The organism is Mycobacterium paraense, from assembly GCF_002101815.1.
In the GTDB taxonomy this organism is placed as follows: domain Bacteria; phylum Actinomycetota; class Actinomycetes; order Mycobacteriales; family Mycobacteriaceae; genus Mycobacterium; species Mycobacterium paraense.
The window spans coordinates 188,366-203,954 of record NZ_LQPM01000030.1 but is presented as its reverse complement, the minus strand read 5'-3'; the positions used below and the strand labels follow the sequence as shown (position 1 = coordinate 203,954).

At 68.8% G+C, this 15,589-nt stretch carries 16 protein-coding genes; 9 read left to right on the top strand and 7 right to left on the bottom strand.

Annotated elements, in window-relative coordinates; all coding sequences use genetic code 11:
* Window positions 1–93 precede the first annotated feature (93 nt).
* The 3 genes from menD to AWB89_RS21990 are packed head-to-tail and all read left to right on the top strand — an operon-like array spanning window position 94 to window position 3,442.
* Complete coding sequence (menD, locus tag AWB89_RS22000) at window positions 94–1,719, top strand: 2-succinyl-5-enolpyruvyl-6-hydroxy-3-cyclohexene-1-carboxylic-acid synthase (RefSeq protein WP_085176607.1); 1,626 nt, start codon at window positions 94–96, stop codon at window positions 1,717–1,719.
* The gene (locus tag AWB89_RS21995; RefSeq protein ID WP_085097419.1) at window positions 1,716–2,249 is read left to right on the top strand and encodes a DUF3592 domain-containing protein; all 534 of its coding nucleotides are present in this window, start codon (window positions 1,716–1,718) and stop codon (window positions 2,247–2,249) included. The genes menD and AWB89_RS21995 overlap by 4 nt, the downstream gene beginning before the upstream one ends.
* Window positions 2,250–2,287: 38 nt before the next feature.
* The gene (locus AWB89_RS21990) at window positions 2,288–3,442 is read left to right on the top strand and encodes a glycosyltransferase family 4 protein (protein ID WP_085176490.1); all 1,155 of its coding nucleotides are present in this window, start codon (window positions 2,288–2,290) and stop codon (window positions 3,440–3,442) included.
* Window positions 3,443–3,446: 4 nt separating this feature from the next.
* Here the strand turns inward: AWB89_RS21990 and AWB89_RS21985 are convergent, their stop codons facing one another.
* Together AWB89_RS21985 and AWB89_RS21980 are read right to left on the bottom strand one after the other, a co-directional pair.
* Entirely contained in the window at window positions 3,447–4,271 is an 825-nt protein-coding gene (locus AWB89_RS21985) for an SDR family oxidoreductase (RefSeq protein WP_085097413.1), read from the bottom strand.
* A 42-nt stretch (window positions 4,272–4,313) separates the two neighbouring features.
* Window positions 4,314–4,778, bottom strand: coding sequence for a MarR family winged helix-turn-helix transcriptional regulator (locus tag AWB89_RS21980; RefSeq protein WP_241519338.1), 465 nt, complete (start codon window positions 4,776–4,778; stop codon window positions 4,314–4,316).
* Window positions 4,779–4,862: 84 nt separating this feature from the next.
* Here AWB89_RS21980 and AWB89_RS21975 point away from each other — a divergent pair, with 84 nt between their 5' ends.
* Genes AWB89_RS21975 through AWB89_RS21965 form a run of 3 tightly spaced genes read left to right on the top strand, consistent with a single transcriptional unit; the run spans window position 4,863 to window position 8,033 of the window.
* The gene (locus tag AWB89_RS21975) at window positions 4,863–6,020 is read left to right on the top strand and encodes a sulfotransferase family protein (protein ID WP_085176604.1); all 1,158 of its coding nucleotides are present in this window, start codon (window positions 4,863–4,865) and stop codon (window positions 6,018–6,020) included.
* Complete coding sequence (locus tag AWB89_RS21970; protein ID WP_085176488.1) at window positions 6,010–7,314, top strand: hypothetical protein; 1,305 nt, start codon at window positions 6,010–6,012, stop codon at window positions 7,312–7,314. The genes AWB89_RS21975 and AWB89_RS21970 overlap by 11 nt, the downstream gene beginning before the upstream one ends.
* Window positions 7,315–7,343: 29 nt before the next feature.
* Window positions 7,344–8,033, top strand: a complete 690-nt coding sequence (locus AWB89_RS21965; RefSeq protein ID WP_085097404.1) for a demethylmenaquinone methyltransferase — start codon at window positions 7,344–7,346, stop codon at window positions 8,031–8,033.
* A 101-nt stretch (window positions 8,034–8,134) separates the two neighbouring features.
* On the opposite strand, the gene AWB89_RS21960 is transcribed toward AWB89_RS21965, so the two are convergent.
* The 3 genes from AWB89_RS21960 to menJ all read right to left on the bottom strand — a co-directional run bounded on the left by AWB89_RS21960 (window position 8,135) and on the right by menJ (window position 10,477).
* Window positions 8,135–8,470 (bottom strand): DUF732 domain-containing protein, encoded by a 336-nt coding sequence (locus AWB89_RS21960; RefSeq protein WP_085097401.1) that lies wholly within the window; start codon window positions 8,468–8,470, stop codon window positions 8,135–8,137.
* Between the two features lie 26 nt (window positions 8,471–8,496).
* On the bottom strand, window positions 8,497–9,171 hold the full coding sequence (locus AWB89_RS21955) for a class I SAM-dependent methyltransferase (RefSeq protein ID WP_085097398.1): 675 nt from the start codon (window positions 9,169–9,171) through the stop codon (window positions 8,497–8,499).
* An 85-nt stretch (window positions 9,172–9,256) separates the two neighbouring features.
* The gene (gene menJ, locus AWB89_RS21950) at window positions 9,257–10,477 is read right to left on the bottom strand and encodes a menaquinone reductase (RefSeq protein ID WP_372515324.1); all 1,221 of its coding nucleotides are present in this window, start codon (window positions 10,475–10,477) and stop codon (window positions 9,257–9,259) included.
* Between the two features lie 21 nt (window positions 10,478–10,498).
* Here menJ and grcC1 point away from each other — a divergent pair, with 21 nt between their 5' ends.
* The 3 genes from grcC1 to AWB89_RS21935 all read left to right on the top strand — a co-directional run bounded on the left by grcC1 (window position 10,499) and on the right by AWB89_RS21935 (window position 12,697).
* Entirely contained in the window at window positions 10,499–11,515 is a 1,017-nt protein-coding gene (gene grcC1, locus AWB89_RS21945; RefSeq protein ID WP_085176486.1) for a nonaprenyl/(2E,6E)-farnesyl/geranylgeranyl diphosphat synthase, read from the top strand.
* A 79-nt stretch (window positions 11,516–11,594) separates the two neighbouring features.
* Window positions 11,595–12,449 carry a zinc metalloprotease HtpX gene (htpX, locus tag AWB89_RS21940; RefSeq protein ID WP_085097391.1) on the top strand — a complete coding sequence of 285 codons (855 nt, stop codon included), beginning with the start codon at window positions 11,595–11,597 and terminating at the stop codon, window positions 12,447–12,449.
* Window positions 12,450–12,472: 23 nt separating this feature from the next.
* Entirely contained in the window at window positions 12,473–12,697 is a 225-nt protein-coding gene (locus AWB89_RS21935; RefSeq protein WP_085097388.1) for a helix-turn-helix transcriptional regulator, read from the top strand.
* Between the two features lie 18 nt (window positions 12,698–12,715).
* Here the strand turns inward: AWB89_RS21935 and AWB89_RS21930 are convergent, their stop codons facing one another.
* Both AWB89_RS21930 and AWB89_RS21925 read right to left on the bottom strand, forming a co-directional pair.
* Window positions 12,716–14,257, bottom strand: coding sequence for a SulP family inorganic anion transporter (locus tag AWB89_RS21930; RefSeq protein ID WP_085176484.1), 1,542 nt, complete (start codon window positions 14,255–14,257; stop codon window positions 12,716–12,718).
* Window positions 14,258–14,463: 206 nt separating this feature from the next.
* Complete coding sequence (locus tag AWB89_RS21925) at window positions 14,464–15,489, bottom strand: NAD(P)H-dependent glycerol-3-phosphate dehydrogenase (RefSeq protein ID WP_085097380.1); 1,026 nt, start codon at window positions 15,487–15,489, stop codon at window positions 14,464–14,466.
* Window positions 15,490–15,589: the final 100 nt, after the last annotated feature.

Below are 15,589 nucleotides of genomic sequence, written 5' to 3'. Positions count from 1 at the left end.
CGCCCAGCGTCGACTTGTTGCGGGAAATCACGCCATTTGGCGCAACAACTCCACGTTCGGCGGCCTGTTAGCGGGTTGTGACACGCTGTAGTGGTGAACCCCTCGACGACACAGGCTCGCGTCGTCGTCGACGAGCTGATCCGCGGCGGCGTCCGCGATGTGGTCTTGTGTCCGGGGTCGCGGAACGCGCCGCTGGCCTTCGCGCTGCAGGACGCCGACCGGTCCGGCCGGATCCGGCTGCACGTCCGCATCGACGAGCGCACGGCCGGCTACCTGGCGATCGGGCTGGCGATCGGCGCCGGCGCGCCCGTCTGTGTAGCGATGACGTCGGGGACCGCCGTGGCCAACCTCGGCCCGGCGGTGGTCGAGGCCAACTACGCGCGGGTGCCGCTGATCGTGCTGTCGGCCAACCGGCCGTATGAGCTGCTGGGCACCGGGGCCAACCAGACCATGGAGCAGCTGGGCTACTTCGGTACCCAGGTCCGCGCCACCATCAGCCTGGGCCTGGCCGAGGACGCGCCCGAGCGGCTGGATTCGCTCAACGCCACCTGGCGATCGGCCACCTGCCGCGTGCTGGCGGCCGCCACGGGATCGCGCACCGCCAACGCCGGCCCCGTGCAGTTCGACATCCCGCTGCGCGAACCGTTGGTGCCCGATCGCGAACCGCGCGGCGCCGCGACCCCGCCGGGCCGCCCCGGCGGCAAGCCGTGGACGTACACGCCGCCGGTCACCTTCGACCAGCCGCTGGACATCGACCTGACGGCCGACACGGTCGTCATCGCCGGGCACGGCGCGGGAACCCACCCCAACCTGGAGCAACTGCCCACGGTCGCCGAGCCGACGGCACCCGCCCCGGCCAACCCGCTGCACCCGCTCGCCCTGCCGCTGCTGCGCCCCAGGCAGGTGATCATGCTGGGCCGCCCGACGCTGCACCGCCCGGTGTCGGCGCTGCTGGCCGACCCGAAGGTGCCGGTGTACGCGCTGACCACCGGGCCGCGCTGGCCCGACGTCTCGGGCAACTCGCAGGCCACCGGCACCCGGGCGGTGACCACCGGGACGCCGCACCCCGCGTGGCTGCACCGCTGCGCGGAAATGAACCGGCACGCGATCTCCGCGGTGCGCGGCCAGCTGGCGGTGCACCCGCTGACCACCGGGCTGCACGTCGCCGCCGCCGTGGCCGACGCGCTGCGCCCGGGCGACCAGCTGGTGCTCGGTGCGTCCAACCCGGTGCGCGACGCCGCGCTGGTGGGTTTGGACGCCCACGAAATCAAAGTCAGGTCCAACCGCGGGGTCGCCGGCATCGACGGCACCGTGTCCACAGCGATCGGCGCCGCCCTGGCGCACGAGGGCCGCACCGTCGCGCTGATCGGCGACCTGACGTTCGTGCACGACAGCTCCGGGCTGCTGATCGGCCCCACCGAACCGACGCCGCAGCGGCTGACGATCGTGGTGTCCAACGACAACGGCGGCGGCATCTTCGAACTGCTCGAGCAGGGCGACCCCCGGTTCTCCGACGTGTCCTCGCGGATCTTCGGCACCCCGCACGACGTCGACGTCGGCGCGCTGTGCCGCGCGTACCACGTGGAGAGCCGGCAGATCGAGGTCGACGAACTGAACGCGGCCCTCGACGAACCGGGGGGCGGCATGCGCGTGCTGGAGGTCAAGGCCGACCGTTCCTCGCTGCGCCAGCTGCACGCCGCCATCAAGGCCGCCTTGTGACATCGCCAAAGGCGTTGCTGCGCATCCTCATTCATGGTCGCAGCGATGAACCGCCGACGACGCCGGCCAGGATTACGTTGCGGTGGTTGCGGATTGCGGTGTTGATCCTCGCGGGACTCGTGACGCTGCAGTCGGTGCTGCTGGTGGCGGGAGCCTGGCGCGACGATCTCGCGATTCGGCATCACATGGGCGTGGCGCAGGCCGAGGTGCTCAGCGCCGGGCCGCGGCGCTCCACCATCGAATTCGTCACACCCGAGCGCGTTACCTACCGCCCCGAACTGGGCGTGCTGTATCCCTCCGAGTTGGCGACGGGGATGCGGATCTACGTCGAATACAACAAGAACGACCCGAACCTGGTTCGGGTGCAGCACCGCAACGCGGGGCTGGCGATCATTCCGGCGGGGTCCATCGCGGTGGTGGCCTGGCTGGCGGCGGCGGTGGCGCTGGCGGGCCTGGCGTTGCTGGACCGGTGGCTGGACCGCCGCGCCACGGCGCGCGACCAGCAGATTTCGCACGACGTATGCCCGTAGGCAACCTTTCCGACAGCCGGCGCTGACATGGTGGTCTTGTGCGCGTAGCCATCGTCGCCGAATCCTTCCTCCCCAATGTCAACGGTGTCAGCAACTCGGTGCTGCGCGTCCTGGAGCACCTGCGTCGCACCGGGCACGAAGCCCTCGTCATCGCCCCCGACAACCCGCCGGGCCAGCCCCGGGCGGACCGGGTGCACGACGGCATCCGGGTGCATCGGGTGCCGTCGCGGATGTTCCCCAAGGTGACCACGCTGCCGCTCGGGCTTCCGATGCCCCGAATGGTGGGCGTGCTGCGCGGATTCGACCCCGACGTGGTGCACCTGGCGTCGCCGGCGCTGCTCGGCTACGGCGGCGTGAAGGCGGCGCGCTGGCTCGGGGTGCCGACCGTTGCGGTGTATCAAACCGACGTCCCGGGCTTCGCGGCGAGCTACGGCATTCCGATGACGACGCGCGCGGCGTGGGCGTGGTTCCGCCATCTGCACAGCCTGGCCGACCGGACGCTGGCGCCGTCCAGCGTCACGATGGACTCCCTTGTCTCCCACCGGTTCCCGCGGGTGCACCGGTGGGCGCGCGGGGTCGACGTGCTGCGGTTCGCGCCGTCGGCCCGCAGCGAGGAGCTCAGGCGGCGGTGGTCGCCGGCCGGCAAGCCGATCGTGGGGTTCGTGGGCCGGCTCGCGCCGGAGAAGCACGTCGAACGGCTGATCGCGCTGACCGCCAACGACGCCGTGCAGCTCGTCATCGTCGGCGACGGCGTCGACCAACGCAAGCTGCAATCGGCAATGCCCACAGCGGTTTTCACCGGAGCCCTGTACGGCGAGGAGCTCGCCGCGGCGTACGCCAGCATGGACGTCTTCGTCCATCCCGGCGAGCACGAGACGTTTTGCCAAGTGGTGCAGGAGGCGCTGGCGTCGGGGTTGCCGGTGATCGCCCCCGACGCCGGCGGCCCGCGCGATCTGGTGGCCCCGTACCGCACCGGACTGTTGTTGGAAGTCAACGAGTTCGAGGCGCGGCTGCCCGAAGCCGTGGCGCATCTGCTCGCGGAGCGCCACCGCTATGCCCTCGCCGCCCGGCGCAGCGTGCTGGGCCGCAGCTGGCCGGTCATCTGCGACGAGTTGCTCGGCCACTACGAGGCCGTGCTGTCGCCCTTTTCGCGGCGGCGAATGTTCGCCAAGCGCTACGCGCAGGGCGAGTGACGGGTCAGCCCTGCGCCAACTCCGCGACGGGCTGCCATTCCTCCCAGGTGCGTAGCCGGTTCTCGTAGTCGGCCTTGGCCGTCTGCAGCGGGGAAGCGCCGAAGAACACGCGCAGCGGCGGCTGTTTCGCGTCCACCACTTTCAGCAGTGCGGCCGCCGACGCCGCGGGGTCGCCCGGGCTGGCCCAGCGCTTGCTGCGCTCGGCCTGGACCGCGGCGCGGACCTCGTCGTACGCCGGCAGGGGATCGGAGTGCCGGGCCGACGCGCCACTCCAGTCGGTGTCGAAGCCGCCGGGTTCGATCAGCGTGACGTGCACGCCGAAGGGCGCGACCTCCTGCGCCAAGGCCTGCGAAAAGCCCTCCAGCGCCCACTTTGACGCGTGGTACATGCCGACCAATGGAAACGCGGTGATGCCGCCGATCGAGGACACCTGGATGATGTGGCCGCTGCCCTGCTCGCGCAGGTATGGCAACGCGGCTTGGGTAATCCACAGCGCCCCAAACACGTTCGTCTCGATCTGATCGCGCGCATCTTGCTCGCTGAGCTCCTCGACGAACCCGAAGTGCCCGTAACCGGCGTTGTTCACCACGATGTCCAGGCGACCGAAATGGTCATGCGCCTGCTTGACCGCCGCGAAGTCGGCCGCACGGTCGGTGACATCCAACCGAATCGGCAGCAGCGCGTCGCCATACTTTCCGACCAGGTCGTCCAGCGATGCCGTGTTGCGTGCCGTCGCGGCGACCTTGTCGCCGCGCTCCAGCGCGGCAATCGCCCATTCGCGCCCGAATCCGCGCGAGGTACCGGTGATAAACCAAACTTTTTCGCTCACGCAGTGATGCAACGCAGCCGTCGGCGCATCATTCCCGGCGGATCAAGAGATCGGCGTCCATTGCGTGTCGTTGAGGAATCTCTTGAGGAGTCGGTCGAGCTGGTGCAGGTCGGCCGCCGACCATTCCGACAGCGCCCGGGTGAGATGATTCCGGCGCACCTCGTGGAGTGCCCCCGCGGCGCGTTCGCCCGGCGCCGTCGCCTCGATGACCGACACCCGCCCATCGCGCGGATCGGCCCGGCGCGCGGCGAGTCCGGCGTCGACCAGCGCTTGCACCCGACGCGTGGCCATCCCGACGTCCATGTGCGCCATACTCGCCAGCCGGCCCATCGGCTGCGGCCCCTCATCGATCAACACGCGGAGCAGAATGTAGGACGGCTGCGACAGTTCGGTGTCGGCCGCCGAGGCCTGACGAGCGAACGCCGAACGGCTGGCACTGAGCCGCACGATCCGCGCCAGGGTGGCGCTGATCGAGTCCACCGAATCCAGCTTGCGCGCCGCCGTCACACGCGCACGGTAGCCGGATACCCTTGACATAGTCAAATAAATGCGGATAGGTTGACCCCGCTGGCCCGGACCGAGGGAGAGGTCATGCACGCAGCGCCTTTCTACTTCGACTGGGCGAACTATCGGACGATGCTGCGGCTGCTGCGTCGCGACCCGCCGGCGTCCAGGCCGTGGCTGCGCTATGTCGCGTTCCTGGTCGGCGTTCCCGCCGTCGCGGCCATGCACGCGGTGTGCTTCGCTCTCGACCCGATCCTGTTTCCGTCGCTGCGTTGCACCCGGGTGACGGCGCCCGTTTTCTGCATCGGGCATGCCCGCAGCGGCACCACGTATCTGCACCGGCTGATGGCCGCGGACCCGCAGTTCAGCTACGCGTTGATGTACGAGCTGTTCTTCCCGTCGCTGTTGCAAAAGCGCCTGCTGCGCCTGCTGTTTCGGCTCGACGTCGCGGTTTTCGGTGGGCGCCTGCGGCGCCGCCTCGACGCGGCCGAGGAGCAGCGGTTCGCGCCGACCGACGACATGCACAAGACGGGTTTCTTCGTCCCGGAGGAAGACGACTTCTTCCTGACCTGGTCGCTGTGCTCCGGCTTCTGGATCGTCATGTTTCCCTTCATGGGCGAGCTGGACTTCTACCACGTCGACCAGTGGCCGGACCGCAAGCGCCGGCGGGCGATGGGCTTCTACTCCGAATGCGTCCGGCGGCAGATCGCGCTGAACCGCGGTGGGACGCACCTGAGCAAGAACCCGACCTTCTGCGGCCGCGTCGAGGCGCTGATCGAGACGTTTCCCGACGCGAGATTCATTGTGCCGCTCCGCAATCCCAACGAGACGATTCCCAGCCTGCTCAAGCTGCTGAAGAACGAGTGGGACCTGCGCGGCCGCGACGAGCAGCTGATCGCGAAATCGCTGCGCGTGCTGGCCGATCAGTCGTTCGACGCGTACCTCCGCCCGCTCGACGTCCTGGCCGAGCACCCCGAGGTCCGATCGGTCGTCGTCGACTACCGGGAGCTGGTGGCGCATCCCGAGGCCACCATGCGCCGGATCTACCGCGCGCTGGAGCTCGACCTGGGGCCGGTGGCCGCCAAGGCCTTCGAGGCGGCCGGAGCCGGCGGCGGGCACGAGACGGCGCATCGCTACAGCCTCGAGGAGTTCGGACTCGATCCGCAGGAGATCCACACGCGCCTGGCCGAGCTGTTCGAGCAATACCGGTGGGATACCGAAGGGGAGGGCGCACATGTCCACTGAGTCAAGCCAACTCGCCCTGCGGGGCGCTTGGACCGACTTGATCGACGCCCTGAACCGGGCCCGCGACGCCGTCGACTCCACCGAGCTGCACGCCCCGCCGGTCACCGAACAAAGCCTGGCGGAGGGATACCGCTACCTGCTGGGCTTCGCGTTCAGCGCCGTCGAGCGCGGCCTCTGCGAAGATTCCGATTTCCCGTATTTCCGGCGCGCCATCCAACCCGTGGACAAGGCCACCATCGACAACGCCGACGCGTTGTACCTCTCGGCGTCCATCGACGGCACCAAGAGCTACCGGGTACGCGGCCGGCTCGTCCCGAAAGCGCCGCAGTACATCATCTTTGAGGCTCACAGCAGCTACGCCGGCGACACCGGCAGCCTCGCCGAACTCGCTCCCGGCGGGCGCGCCATCACCGGTGCGTTGGACATTTCGGATCTGCTGGTGGACGACGACGGCCGGTTCGAGATCCTGCTGGCGCCGCAGCGGCCCGCCGATCACTCGGGAAACTTCATCGCGACGGTGACCGCCGACGGGACCGCCTCGGCGCGATACCTGATCGCGCGCATGCTCTTTCACGACTGGGAGCACGAGGCAGCGCCGGACCTGCATATCGCGCAGATCGGCAAGGAGGGGGGCCAGCCCGCGCGGCTGGACCCGGACGCCATGGCGCGCAACGTCCGTCGCATCGGAAGCATCGTCGAGAAACAGATGACGTTCTGGAACCAGTTCTATGACCTGGTGCTGGAGGCGCACGGCGACAAGAACGGCGACGGGTTGACCCTCATGCCGCGCAACGACCTGAACGAGCCGGCATTGGCCAACCTCGCGATGGGCGGCGGGCAGAGCACCAACGTCTACTCCGGTGGCGTCTACGACCTCGGCGACGACGAAGCGCTCCTGGTGGAAGTCGTCGTGCCGGTGCCGCCCGCGTACATGGGCTTTCACCTGTCCAACCTGTGGGGCGAATCGCTCGACTACGCCAACCACACCAGCAGCCTCAACGGATTTCAGTCCGAACCGGATCCCGACGGAACCATCCGCTACGTCGTCGCCGGGAGTGACCCCGGGGTGCCGAACTGGCTCGACACCGTAGGCCACCCGGTTGGGTTCCTGGCCCTGCGGTGGACGTACTCCACGCCGCCGCCCGAATTGCCGAAGGCCTCGGTCACCAAGGTGCCGCTCGCCCGCGTGCGCGAACACCTCCCCGCCGACACCCGCGTGGTGTCCGCCGAGGAGCGCCGTGAGCAGATCAGGGTGCGCCAGGAACACGTCCAACGGCGTTACCGGCAATACTGACCCGCCCCGGCCCCGGTAGCGTCGACGGCGTGAGTCGCGCGGCGTTGGACAAGAACCCCCGGGACGTCGCGTCGATGTTCGACGGCGTCGCCCGCCGGTATGACGTGACCAACACCGTGCTCTCGCTGGGACAGGACCGGTATTGGCGGCGGGCCACCCGCTCGGCGCTGCGCATCGGGCCGGGCCACAAGGTGCTGGACCTGGCGGCGGGCACCGCGGTGTCGACCGTGGAGCTGCGCAAGTCGGGGGCGTGGTGCGTGGCCGCCGATTTTTCGGTCGGGATGCTGGCGGCCGGCGCCGGTCGCGACGTGCCGAAGGTCGCGGGGGACGCCACCAAGCTGCCCTTCGGCGACGCCGTGTTCGACGCGGTCACGATCAGCTTCGGGCTGCGCAACGTCGCCGACCAGCAGGCGGCGCTGACCGAGATGTTCCGCGTCACCCGGCCGGGCGGCCGGTTGGTGGTGTGCGAATTCTCCACGCCCACCAGCGGGGTTTTCGCGACTGTCTATAAGGAGTACCTGATGCGGGCGCTGCCGCGGGTGGCGCGGGCGGTGTCGTCCAACCCGGACGCCTACGTCTACCTGGCCGAGTCGATCAGGGCCTGGCCGGACCAGCCGACGCTGGCGCACCGGATTTCAGCGGCCGGGTGGTCGGCGGTGCGCTGGCGCAACCTGACCGGCGGCATCGTGGCGCTGCACGCCGGATACAAGCCGGTTTAGTGGCCTAACACGCCGCCGTCCGTCCGCGAAAGTGCAACTGCCTACGCATCGCCCGAGAGAGGGTGTCGGTACTTGCACTCTCGCGGCGGCCACGAAATGACTCAGTGGCCGGCGCGTTGGATGAAGCCGACCTGGTCGGGGCAGTAGTGGTCGATCGCGGCGCCCAGGAACTGGAACGCCTGGCCCTGGGTGGTGCCCAGCGCCAGGTTGCGCTGGAGGAACGTGGCCGACTTGTAGGGGTCGCCGTCCACGCCCCTGCCGATCCGGTCACAGGCGATCTTGCCCAGCCACGCGAGCTGGTCCTGCGGGCCGTACACGCCGAAGTGGTTGACGGTCTGCTTGAACACGTAGTCGTAATCGTCGGCCTGCGCGGGCGCCGCCAGTGCGACAGCGGCGCCCGCCATGGCGATCAGAGAACCCAGCCTCAAAGCCTTCATTAGCCGGACTATACACCCGGTTGTTTTTATACGCCCAGGTGCGCGGATAGCAGCCAGGCGCCGACCGACTTGCGGCCGTCGGGCTCGTCGCGGACGTCGACGATCGGCAGGTTGTCGGCGTTGTCGGGCAGGTTGGCGTAGATGCGGGCCGGCGTGATGTCGTCGACGACCCAGTACTTGGACACCACCGCGCGCAGTTCGCCCGCGGTGACCGCGTTGATCGGGCCCTCGGGCACCGCCGCCTTGTCGAAGACCAGGGCGTAATAGGAGGCGCCGGGCGCGGCGGCCCGCACGATCGATTGCTGGTAGCCCTCGCGAAGCTCAACGGGAATTGAGTGGAAGAGCGTCGAGTCGACGATGGTGCCGAACCGGCCGTCATAGCCGGTGAACGAGCTGATGTCGGCCACCTCGAAGGTGGCGTTGGTCAGGCCCCGCTTCTCGGCCTCGAGCCGGGCCAGGTCGATCGCGGTGGGCGATGCGTCCAGGCCGACGGTCGTGTAGCCGCGCTCGGCCAGCGCCAACGAAATGGCGGCTTCACCGCACCCCGCGTCCAAGACGTCGCCGTGGAACTTGCCCTGCTCGATCAGGGCGGCCAACTCCGGCTGCGGGGCGCCGATGCTCCAGGGCGGGCGCACGCCCGCACCAAATGACGATTCACCGCGGTAGGCGGATTCGAATTCGAAATCAACTGGTTGAGTCATGTCCCAGGTATATCAACGGGTCTGATATATGTCAAGAAGATTGATATAATAGGCGGAAGGGGTCGCCCGCGGTTGGAAACTTGGCTCAGCTGAAGGGCGTTCGGCGATCGATCAGCCGCGACAGGCGCCCACCGCCCCGCCAGGCCCGCGCCACCCAGTCGGCGTCGTCGTCGGTGACCAGGTTGGCCATCACCCGCACGGCGATCGTCATCAACCGCGTCGAGCGCATCGCGACGGGGCCCGTCGCGGGGAGGAAGCGCTGAAAGGTCAGCAGCAAGGCGAGCCGGCGTGCGACCGAAAATCCGCGGCTGTAGTGCTCCTGCAACACCGATGGCCACACGTGGGACAGGTCGCGGCCGTCCAGCAGTTCGACGGCCAGCCGCCCCGTCTCCAGGCCGTAGTCGATGCCCTCGCCGTTGAGCGGGTTGACGCAGGCCGCGGCGTCCCCGATCAGCATCCAGTTGGGCCCGGCCACCCCGGAGACCGCGCCGCCCATCGGGAGCAGGGCCGACCACACCGCCCGCGGCCCCCCGGAAAAGCCCCACTCCTCGCGGCGCAGGTCGGTGTAGTACGAGATCAGCGGCCGCAGCGCCAGGTCCGCCGGCCGCTTCGACGTCGACAACGCCCCGACACCGATGTTCACCTCGCCGTTGCCCAGCGGGAAGATCCAGCCGTAACCCGGCAGCACGGCGCCGTCGGGGGAGCGCAGCTCCAGGTGCGAGGTCAACCAGGGGTCGTCGGCCCGGGGGGTGGCCAGATAACCGCGCGCGGCCACGCCGTACACCGTTTCCTGATGCCAGCGCCGGCCCAGCTTGCGGCCCAGCGACGAGCGGGCCCCGTCGGCGACGATCAACCGGTCACACCGCACGTCGGTGCCGTCGGCCAGCGTCAGCGACACCACGCGTCGCGACGAGTCATGATGCGCGCCAACCACTTTGGTTCCGAGCAGCATCCGGGCCCCGGCGTCCTCCGCGCACTTGCGGACGCGGTCGTCCAGCTCGACTCGGGCCACCGCGCTGCTGGTCGACGGGAACGACGGGCCCGGCCACTCGATCTGGACCTCGCCGCCGAATCCGCTCATCCGGAGCCCGCGGTGCCGGATGCGCGTGTCGAGCCAGCCACCCAGCCCCAGCCGTTCGAGCTCGGCGACGGCGCGCGGGGTCAGGCCGTCCCCGCAGGGCTTGTCGCGGGGGAAGCCGGCGGAGTCGATGACCAGGACGTCGCGACCGGCGCGGGCGGCCCAGGCGGCCGCCGCCGAACCGGCGGGTCCGGCGCCCACGACCACCAGGTCGGCTCCGACGTTCACGCCCACCAGTATGTTGGTCGCGTGAGTACTCCGGCGACGGTGGTGGCGGGCATCGACTTCGGGGATGCCGCCTTCGCCGCGACCGTGCGCGACGGCGTCGGCCGGATCGAGCAGCTCATGGACGACGAGCTGCGCAGCGCCGACGCGGTGATGACCGACTCGCTGACGTACCTATTCAAGGCCGGTGGCAAGCGGTTCCGGCCGCTGTTCACCGTGTTGTCCGCGCAGATCGGGCCCAACCCGGACGCGGGGGAGGTGACGATCGCCGGCGCCGTCATCGAGCTGGTGCACCTGGCCACGCTGTATCACGACGACGTGATGGACGAGGCGGAGGTCCGCCGCGGCACGCCCACCGCCAACGTGCGCTGGGGCAACAACGTCGCGATCCTCGCCGGCGACTACCTGTTCGCGACGGCGTCGCGGCTGGTGTCGCGGCTCGGGCCGGAGGCGGTGCGGCTGATCGCCGAGACGTTCGCGCAGCTGGTGACCGGGCAGATGCGCGAAACCCGGGGCCTGAAAGAGGTGGCCGACGGCGCGGATCCGGTCGAGCACTACCTGAAGGTGGTGTACGAGAAGACGGCGTGCCTGATCTCCGCGGCGGGCCGGTTCGGCGCGATGTTCTCGGGCGCCGACGGCGAGCAGGTGGAGCGGCTGAGCCGCGTGGGCGGCATCGTGGGCACCGCGTTCCAGATTTCCGACGACATCATCGACATCGACAGCGACTCGCACGAGTCCGGCAAGCTGCCCGGGACCGATATCCGCGAAGGGGTGCACACCCTGCCGATGGTCTACGCGCTGCGGGAGGCCGGGCCGGAGGCGGCGCGGCTGCGCGAGCTGCTGTCCGGCCCCGTCACCGACGACGAGGCGGTGGCCGAGGCGTTGACGCTGTTGCGTGCGTCACCCGGGATGGCCCGGGCCAAGGACTTCCTGGCGCAGTATGCGGCCCAGGCGCGCCAGGAGCTGGCCCTTTTGCCCGAGGTCGCGGGCCGGCGCGCGATGGAAACGCTGATCGACTACACGGTGAGCCGGCACGGTTAACGCCTGACCGACCCTGCGGAACCTCCACCGCCGTTTCAGGCGTTCAATGAGCAGTAGTAATGCTCCAAGGAGGACGTTGATGACCTGGCATCCGCATGCCAACTGGCTGAAGACCTTCGCCCTGTTGGTCGGTATGTCCGCGTTGATCGTGTTTGTCGGCTCGCTGTTCGGCAGGACCGCGATGTGGCTGGCGGTGCTGTTCGCCATCGGCATGAACGCCTACACGTACTTCAACAGCGACAAGCTGGCGCTGCGGGCGATGCACGCGCAGCCCGTTTCCGAGCTGCAGGCGCCGGTGATGTACCGGATCGTGCGCGAGCTGGCCACCTCGGCGCACCAGCCGATGCCCCGGCTGTACATCAGCGACACCAACGCGCCCAACGCGTTCGCCACCGGACGCAACCCGCGCAATGCCGCGGTGTGCTGCACCACGGGCATTTTGGGGATCCTCAACGAGCGCGAGCTGCGCGCCGTGCTGGGCCATGAGCTTTCGCACGTCTACAACCGCGACATCCTGATCTCCTGCATCGCCGGTGCGATGGCGTCGGTGATCACCGCGCTGTCCTACATGGCGATGTTCTTCGGCGGCGGAAACCGCGAGGGCGGCAATCCCTTTGCGATGCTGATGGTTTCGTTGTTGGGGCCGATCGCCGCGACGGTGGTCCGGCTGGCCGTGTCCCGGTCCCGCGAGTACCAGGCGGACGAGTCGGGCGCCGTGCTGACCGGCGACCCGCTGGCCTTGGCGTCGGCGCTGCGCAAGATCTCCGGCGGGGTTCAGGTGGCGCCACTGCCGCCGGAGCCGCAGCTGGCCAGCCAGGCGCACCTGATGATCGCCAACCCGTTCCGCGCGGGCGAGCGGATCGGGTCGCTGTTCTCGACGCACCCGCCGATCGAGGACCGCATCCGCCGGCTGGAGGAGATGGCGCGCGGCTGAGACCGTACGTACCCTCGAAGGTGATGGACATTCACGAGGCCGGACTCTCACTCGACCTGCCCGATCTGATCTTCGAGACGCGGGCCGGCGCGGGGATGAATCAGGAGCAACTGGCCGAAGCGCTCGGCGTCAGCCGGGAAACGGTCGCGGCCTGGGAGAGCGGGGCCGACGTGCCGCGCGTCGACATGCTGGAGCGTGTGGCGCAGGTCTGCGGCAAGCGGCTGCACATCAGGATCGACGTCGACTGACGGCTTGGCCGGCGTCGACTAGGCCGCCCGTCGATCGTCCATACCGCCCACCCGACCGGCGAGGTGCCCCGTCTCGAGCATGCCGCGGATCCGGACCGTGCCGCCGTTCGCCTCGAACTGCCGCTGCCAGTCGTCGATCGCCTGGTGCGCGGCGTGGTCGAGGTAGTTGACCGAAAGATCAACCGTCACAACGGATCCGGCGGGGACCGACGCCAGCACGCGCGTCAGCCGGGGCAGGGCGAGGAAGGTACATGCCGGCCCCTCGATCAGCACCTGCCATTCCTGCCCGACCGGCTTGGCTTCGACCCTGGCGCGGATCACCCGCCACCCGGTCAAGGCGATGGCCAGGGCCAGCCCGATCAGCACGCCATGCAGCAGGTTCAGGAAGACGACGCTGACGGCGGTCACGACGTAAACGGCGAGATCCCCGTGCTTCATTGCCGTTTCGATGTGCGCCGGCTTCAGCAGCTGAACGCCGATCACGATCAGCAGCCCCGCCAGCGCCGCGGTCGGGATCTCTTCCACCAGCTCCGCAAAGGGCACCGTGAACAACAGGATCCAGAAACCGTGCATGATCGACGAGGCGCGCGACTTCGCGCCGGCGTTGACATTGGTTGAGCTGCGCACGATGACACCGGTGATCGGCAGCCCGCCGATGGTCCCCGACACGATGTTTGCGGTGCCCTGCCCGATCAACTCGCGGTTGAAATCAGTGCGCGGGCCGTTGTGCATCCTGTCGACCGACACCGCCGACAGCAGGCTTTCGACGCTGGCGATGAGGGTGATGGTGATGACCCCGATTGCCACCGCGCCCCAGCTGCCGTGCGGGAGATCGGGCAGCCGCAGCGCGTTCAGCGGCGACGAGTCGATTTCGATCCGTCGCACGTGGAACGGGAAGACCAACGAGATGACCGTCACCGTCACGATGGCGACCAGCGGACCGGGGATGAAGCGGAACCGGGCCGGAACCCAGCGCCAGGCGACGAGGATGGCGATCACCAGCGCGCCCAGCAGCACGCCGGGCCGATGCGAGTCGATGATCTGACCCGGCAGACCGATGAGGTTATGCCAGGCAGAGCTTTTGGATTTCCCGCCCAACAACACGTGCGCCTGCTGCAACGCGATCGTGATCCCGATGCCGGCCAGCATGGCGTGCACGACGACCGGTGAGATCGCCAGAGCTGCCCGGGCAATACGGCTCAGCCCCAACAGAACTTGCAGCACGCCCGCCAAGGCGGTGATCAAACAGGTTATCCCCCAACCGAAGTCGGAGATGAGGTCGGCGACGACGACCGTCAGCCCGGCCGCGGGACCGCTGACCTGCAACGGTGATCCGCCGATGGCTCCGGCGATGATCCCGCCGACGATGGCGGCGATCAGGCCCGCGAGCACCGGGGCGTTCGACGCGATCGCGATGCCCAGTGACAGTGGGAGTGCGACCAGGAAAACCACCAGCGAAGACGGCAGGTCGTGGCGGACAATCGATCTGATCCGGTCCCGCCGTGATTCGTTGGGGGCCTGCTGAATTGCTTGATCGCCGAGCTGTTCGATGTGTTGCATCGGTCGCTTCCGTCGTTAAGTGTGAGCGGGGGACTTCGCTACGTCGGCGTAGCTCATTGGCGCACAATCAATTACGACTGCGCCAACCGGCAGGCAACAGCCTGGCTACCTCGTTCGACGGTATGGGGCGGTCAAACCGCAGGTCAACCCAACGGGCCGGCCCCATATCGAATGCAAATATTTTCGTTACGAGTTGTTTGGTTGACTCAGAACCCCGAGCCGTGCACCTCGTGCCCCGGAACCTCGACCATCAGGCCGCGGTAGGCCTCCTCGACGGTGGAGCCGTGATTGATCACGGCGTCGACCTCGCGGGCGATGGGCATATTCAGGCCAAATTCATTGGCAAACTCCATGATCACGCTGGCGGCCTTGACGCCCTCGGCGACCTGGTTCATCGAGGCGATGATCTCGTCGATCGGCTTGCCGGCACCCAGTTGTTCACCGACGTGGCGGTTGCGGCTGCGCTGGCTGGTGCAGGTCACGATCAGGTCACCCAGGCCGGCCAGCCCGGGGAAGGTGTCCGGGTTACCGCCCATCGCCACGCCGAGCTTCGTCATCTCCCGCAAGGCGCGCGCGATCACCAGCGCGCGGGTGTTTTCCCCGATGCCCAGCGAGTAGCCCATCCCGACCGAGATGGCGTAGACGTTCTTCAGCGCGCCGGCCATCTCGACGCCGACGACGTCGTCGGTGGTGTACACGCGGAAGCGCCGGGTCCGGAACAACCCCGACAGCCGGGTCGCCAGGTGTTGGTCGGGCATGGCCAGCACGGCCGCGGCGGCGTAGCCCTCGCCCACCTCGCGCGCGATGTTCGGGCCGGCCAGGATGCCCGCCGGGTGACCCGGCAGCACCTCCTCGATGATCTGCGACATCCGCATGTTGGTGCCCTGCTCGAGGCCCTTGACCAGCGACACCACCGGCACCCACGGCCGCAGCTCCCGGGCCAGCTCGGTCAGCACCCCGCGGAAGCCATGCGAGGGCACGCCCATCACCACGACGTCGGCGCAACTGGCCGCCTCCGCGAAGTCGGTGGTGGCGCGCAGGGTGTCGCTCAGGATGACGTCGTTGCCGAGATAGCGGCTGTTGCGGTGGTCCTCGTTGATGTCCTTGGCGGTGGCTTCCGAGCGCACCCACTGCAACGTCGGCCCGCGCCGCGCGCAGATGGACGCCACGGTGGTTCCCCAGGAACCTCCGCCGAGGACAACGACTCGGGGTTCGCGCTTGTCAGCTGCCATGGCGACCAGCGTATTGCCGACATCCGAGATTTAGAAGCAGTTCACCTCAGTCCAACCCAAGGGCCTCAGCGCAGGTGACTTCGGTCCCTACCTCGCCGGC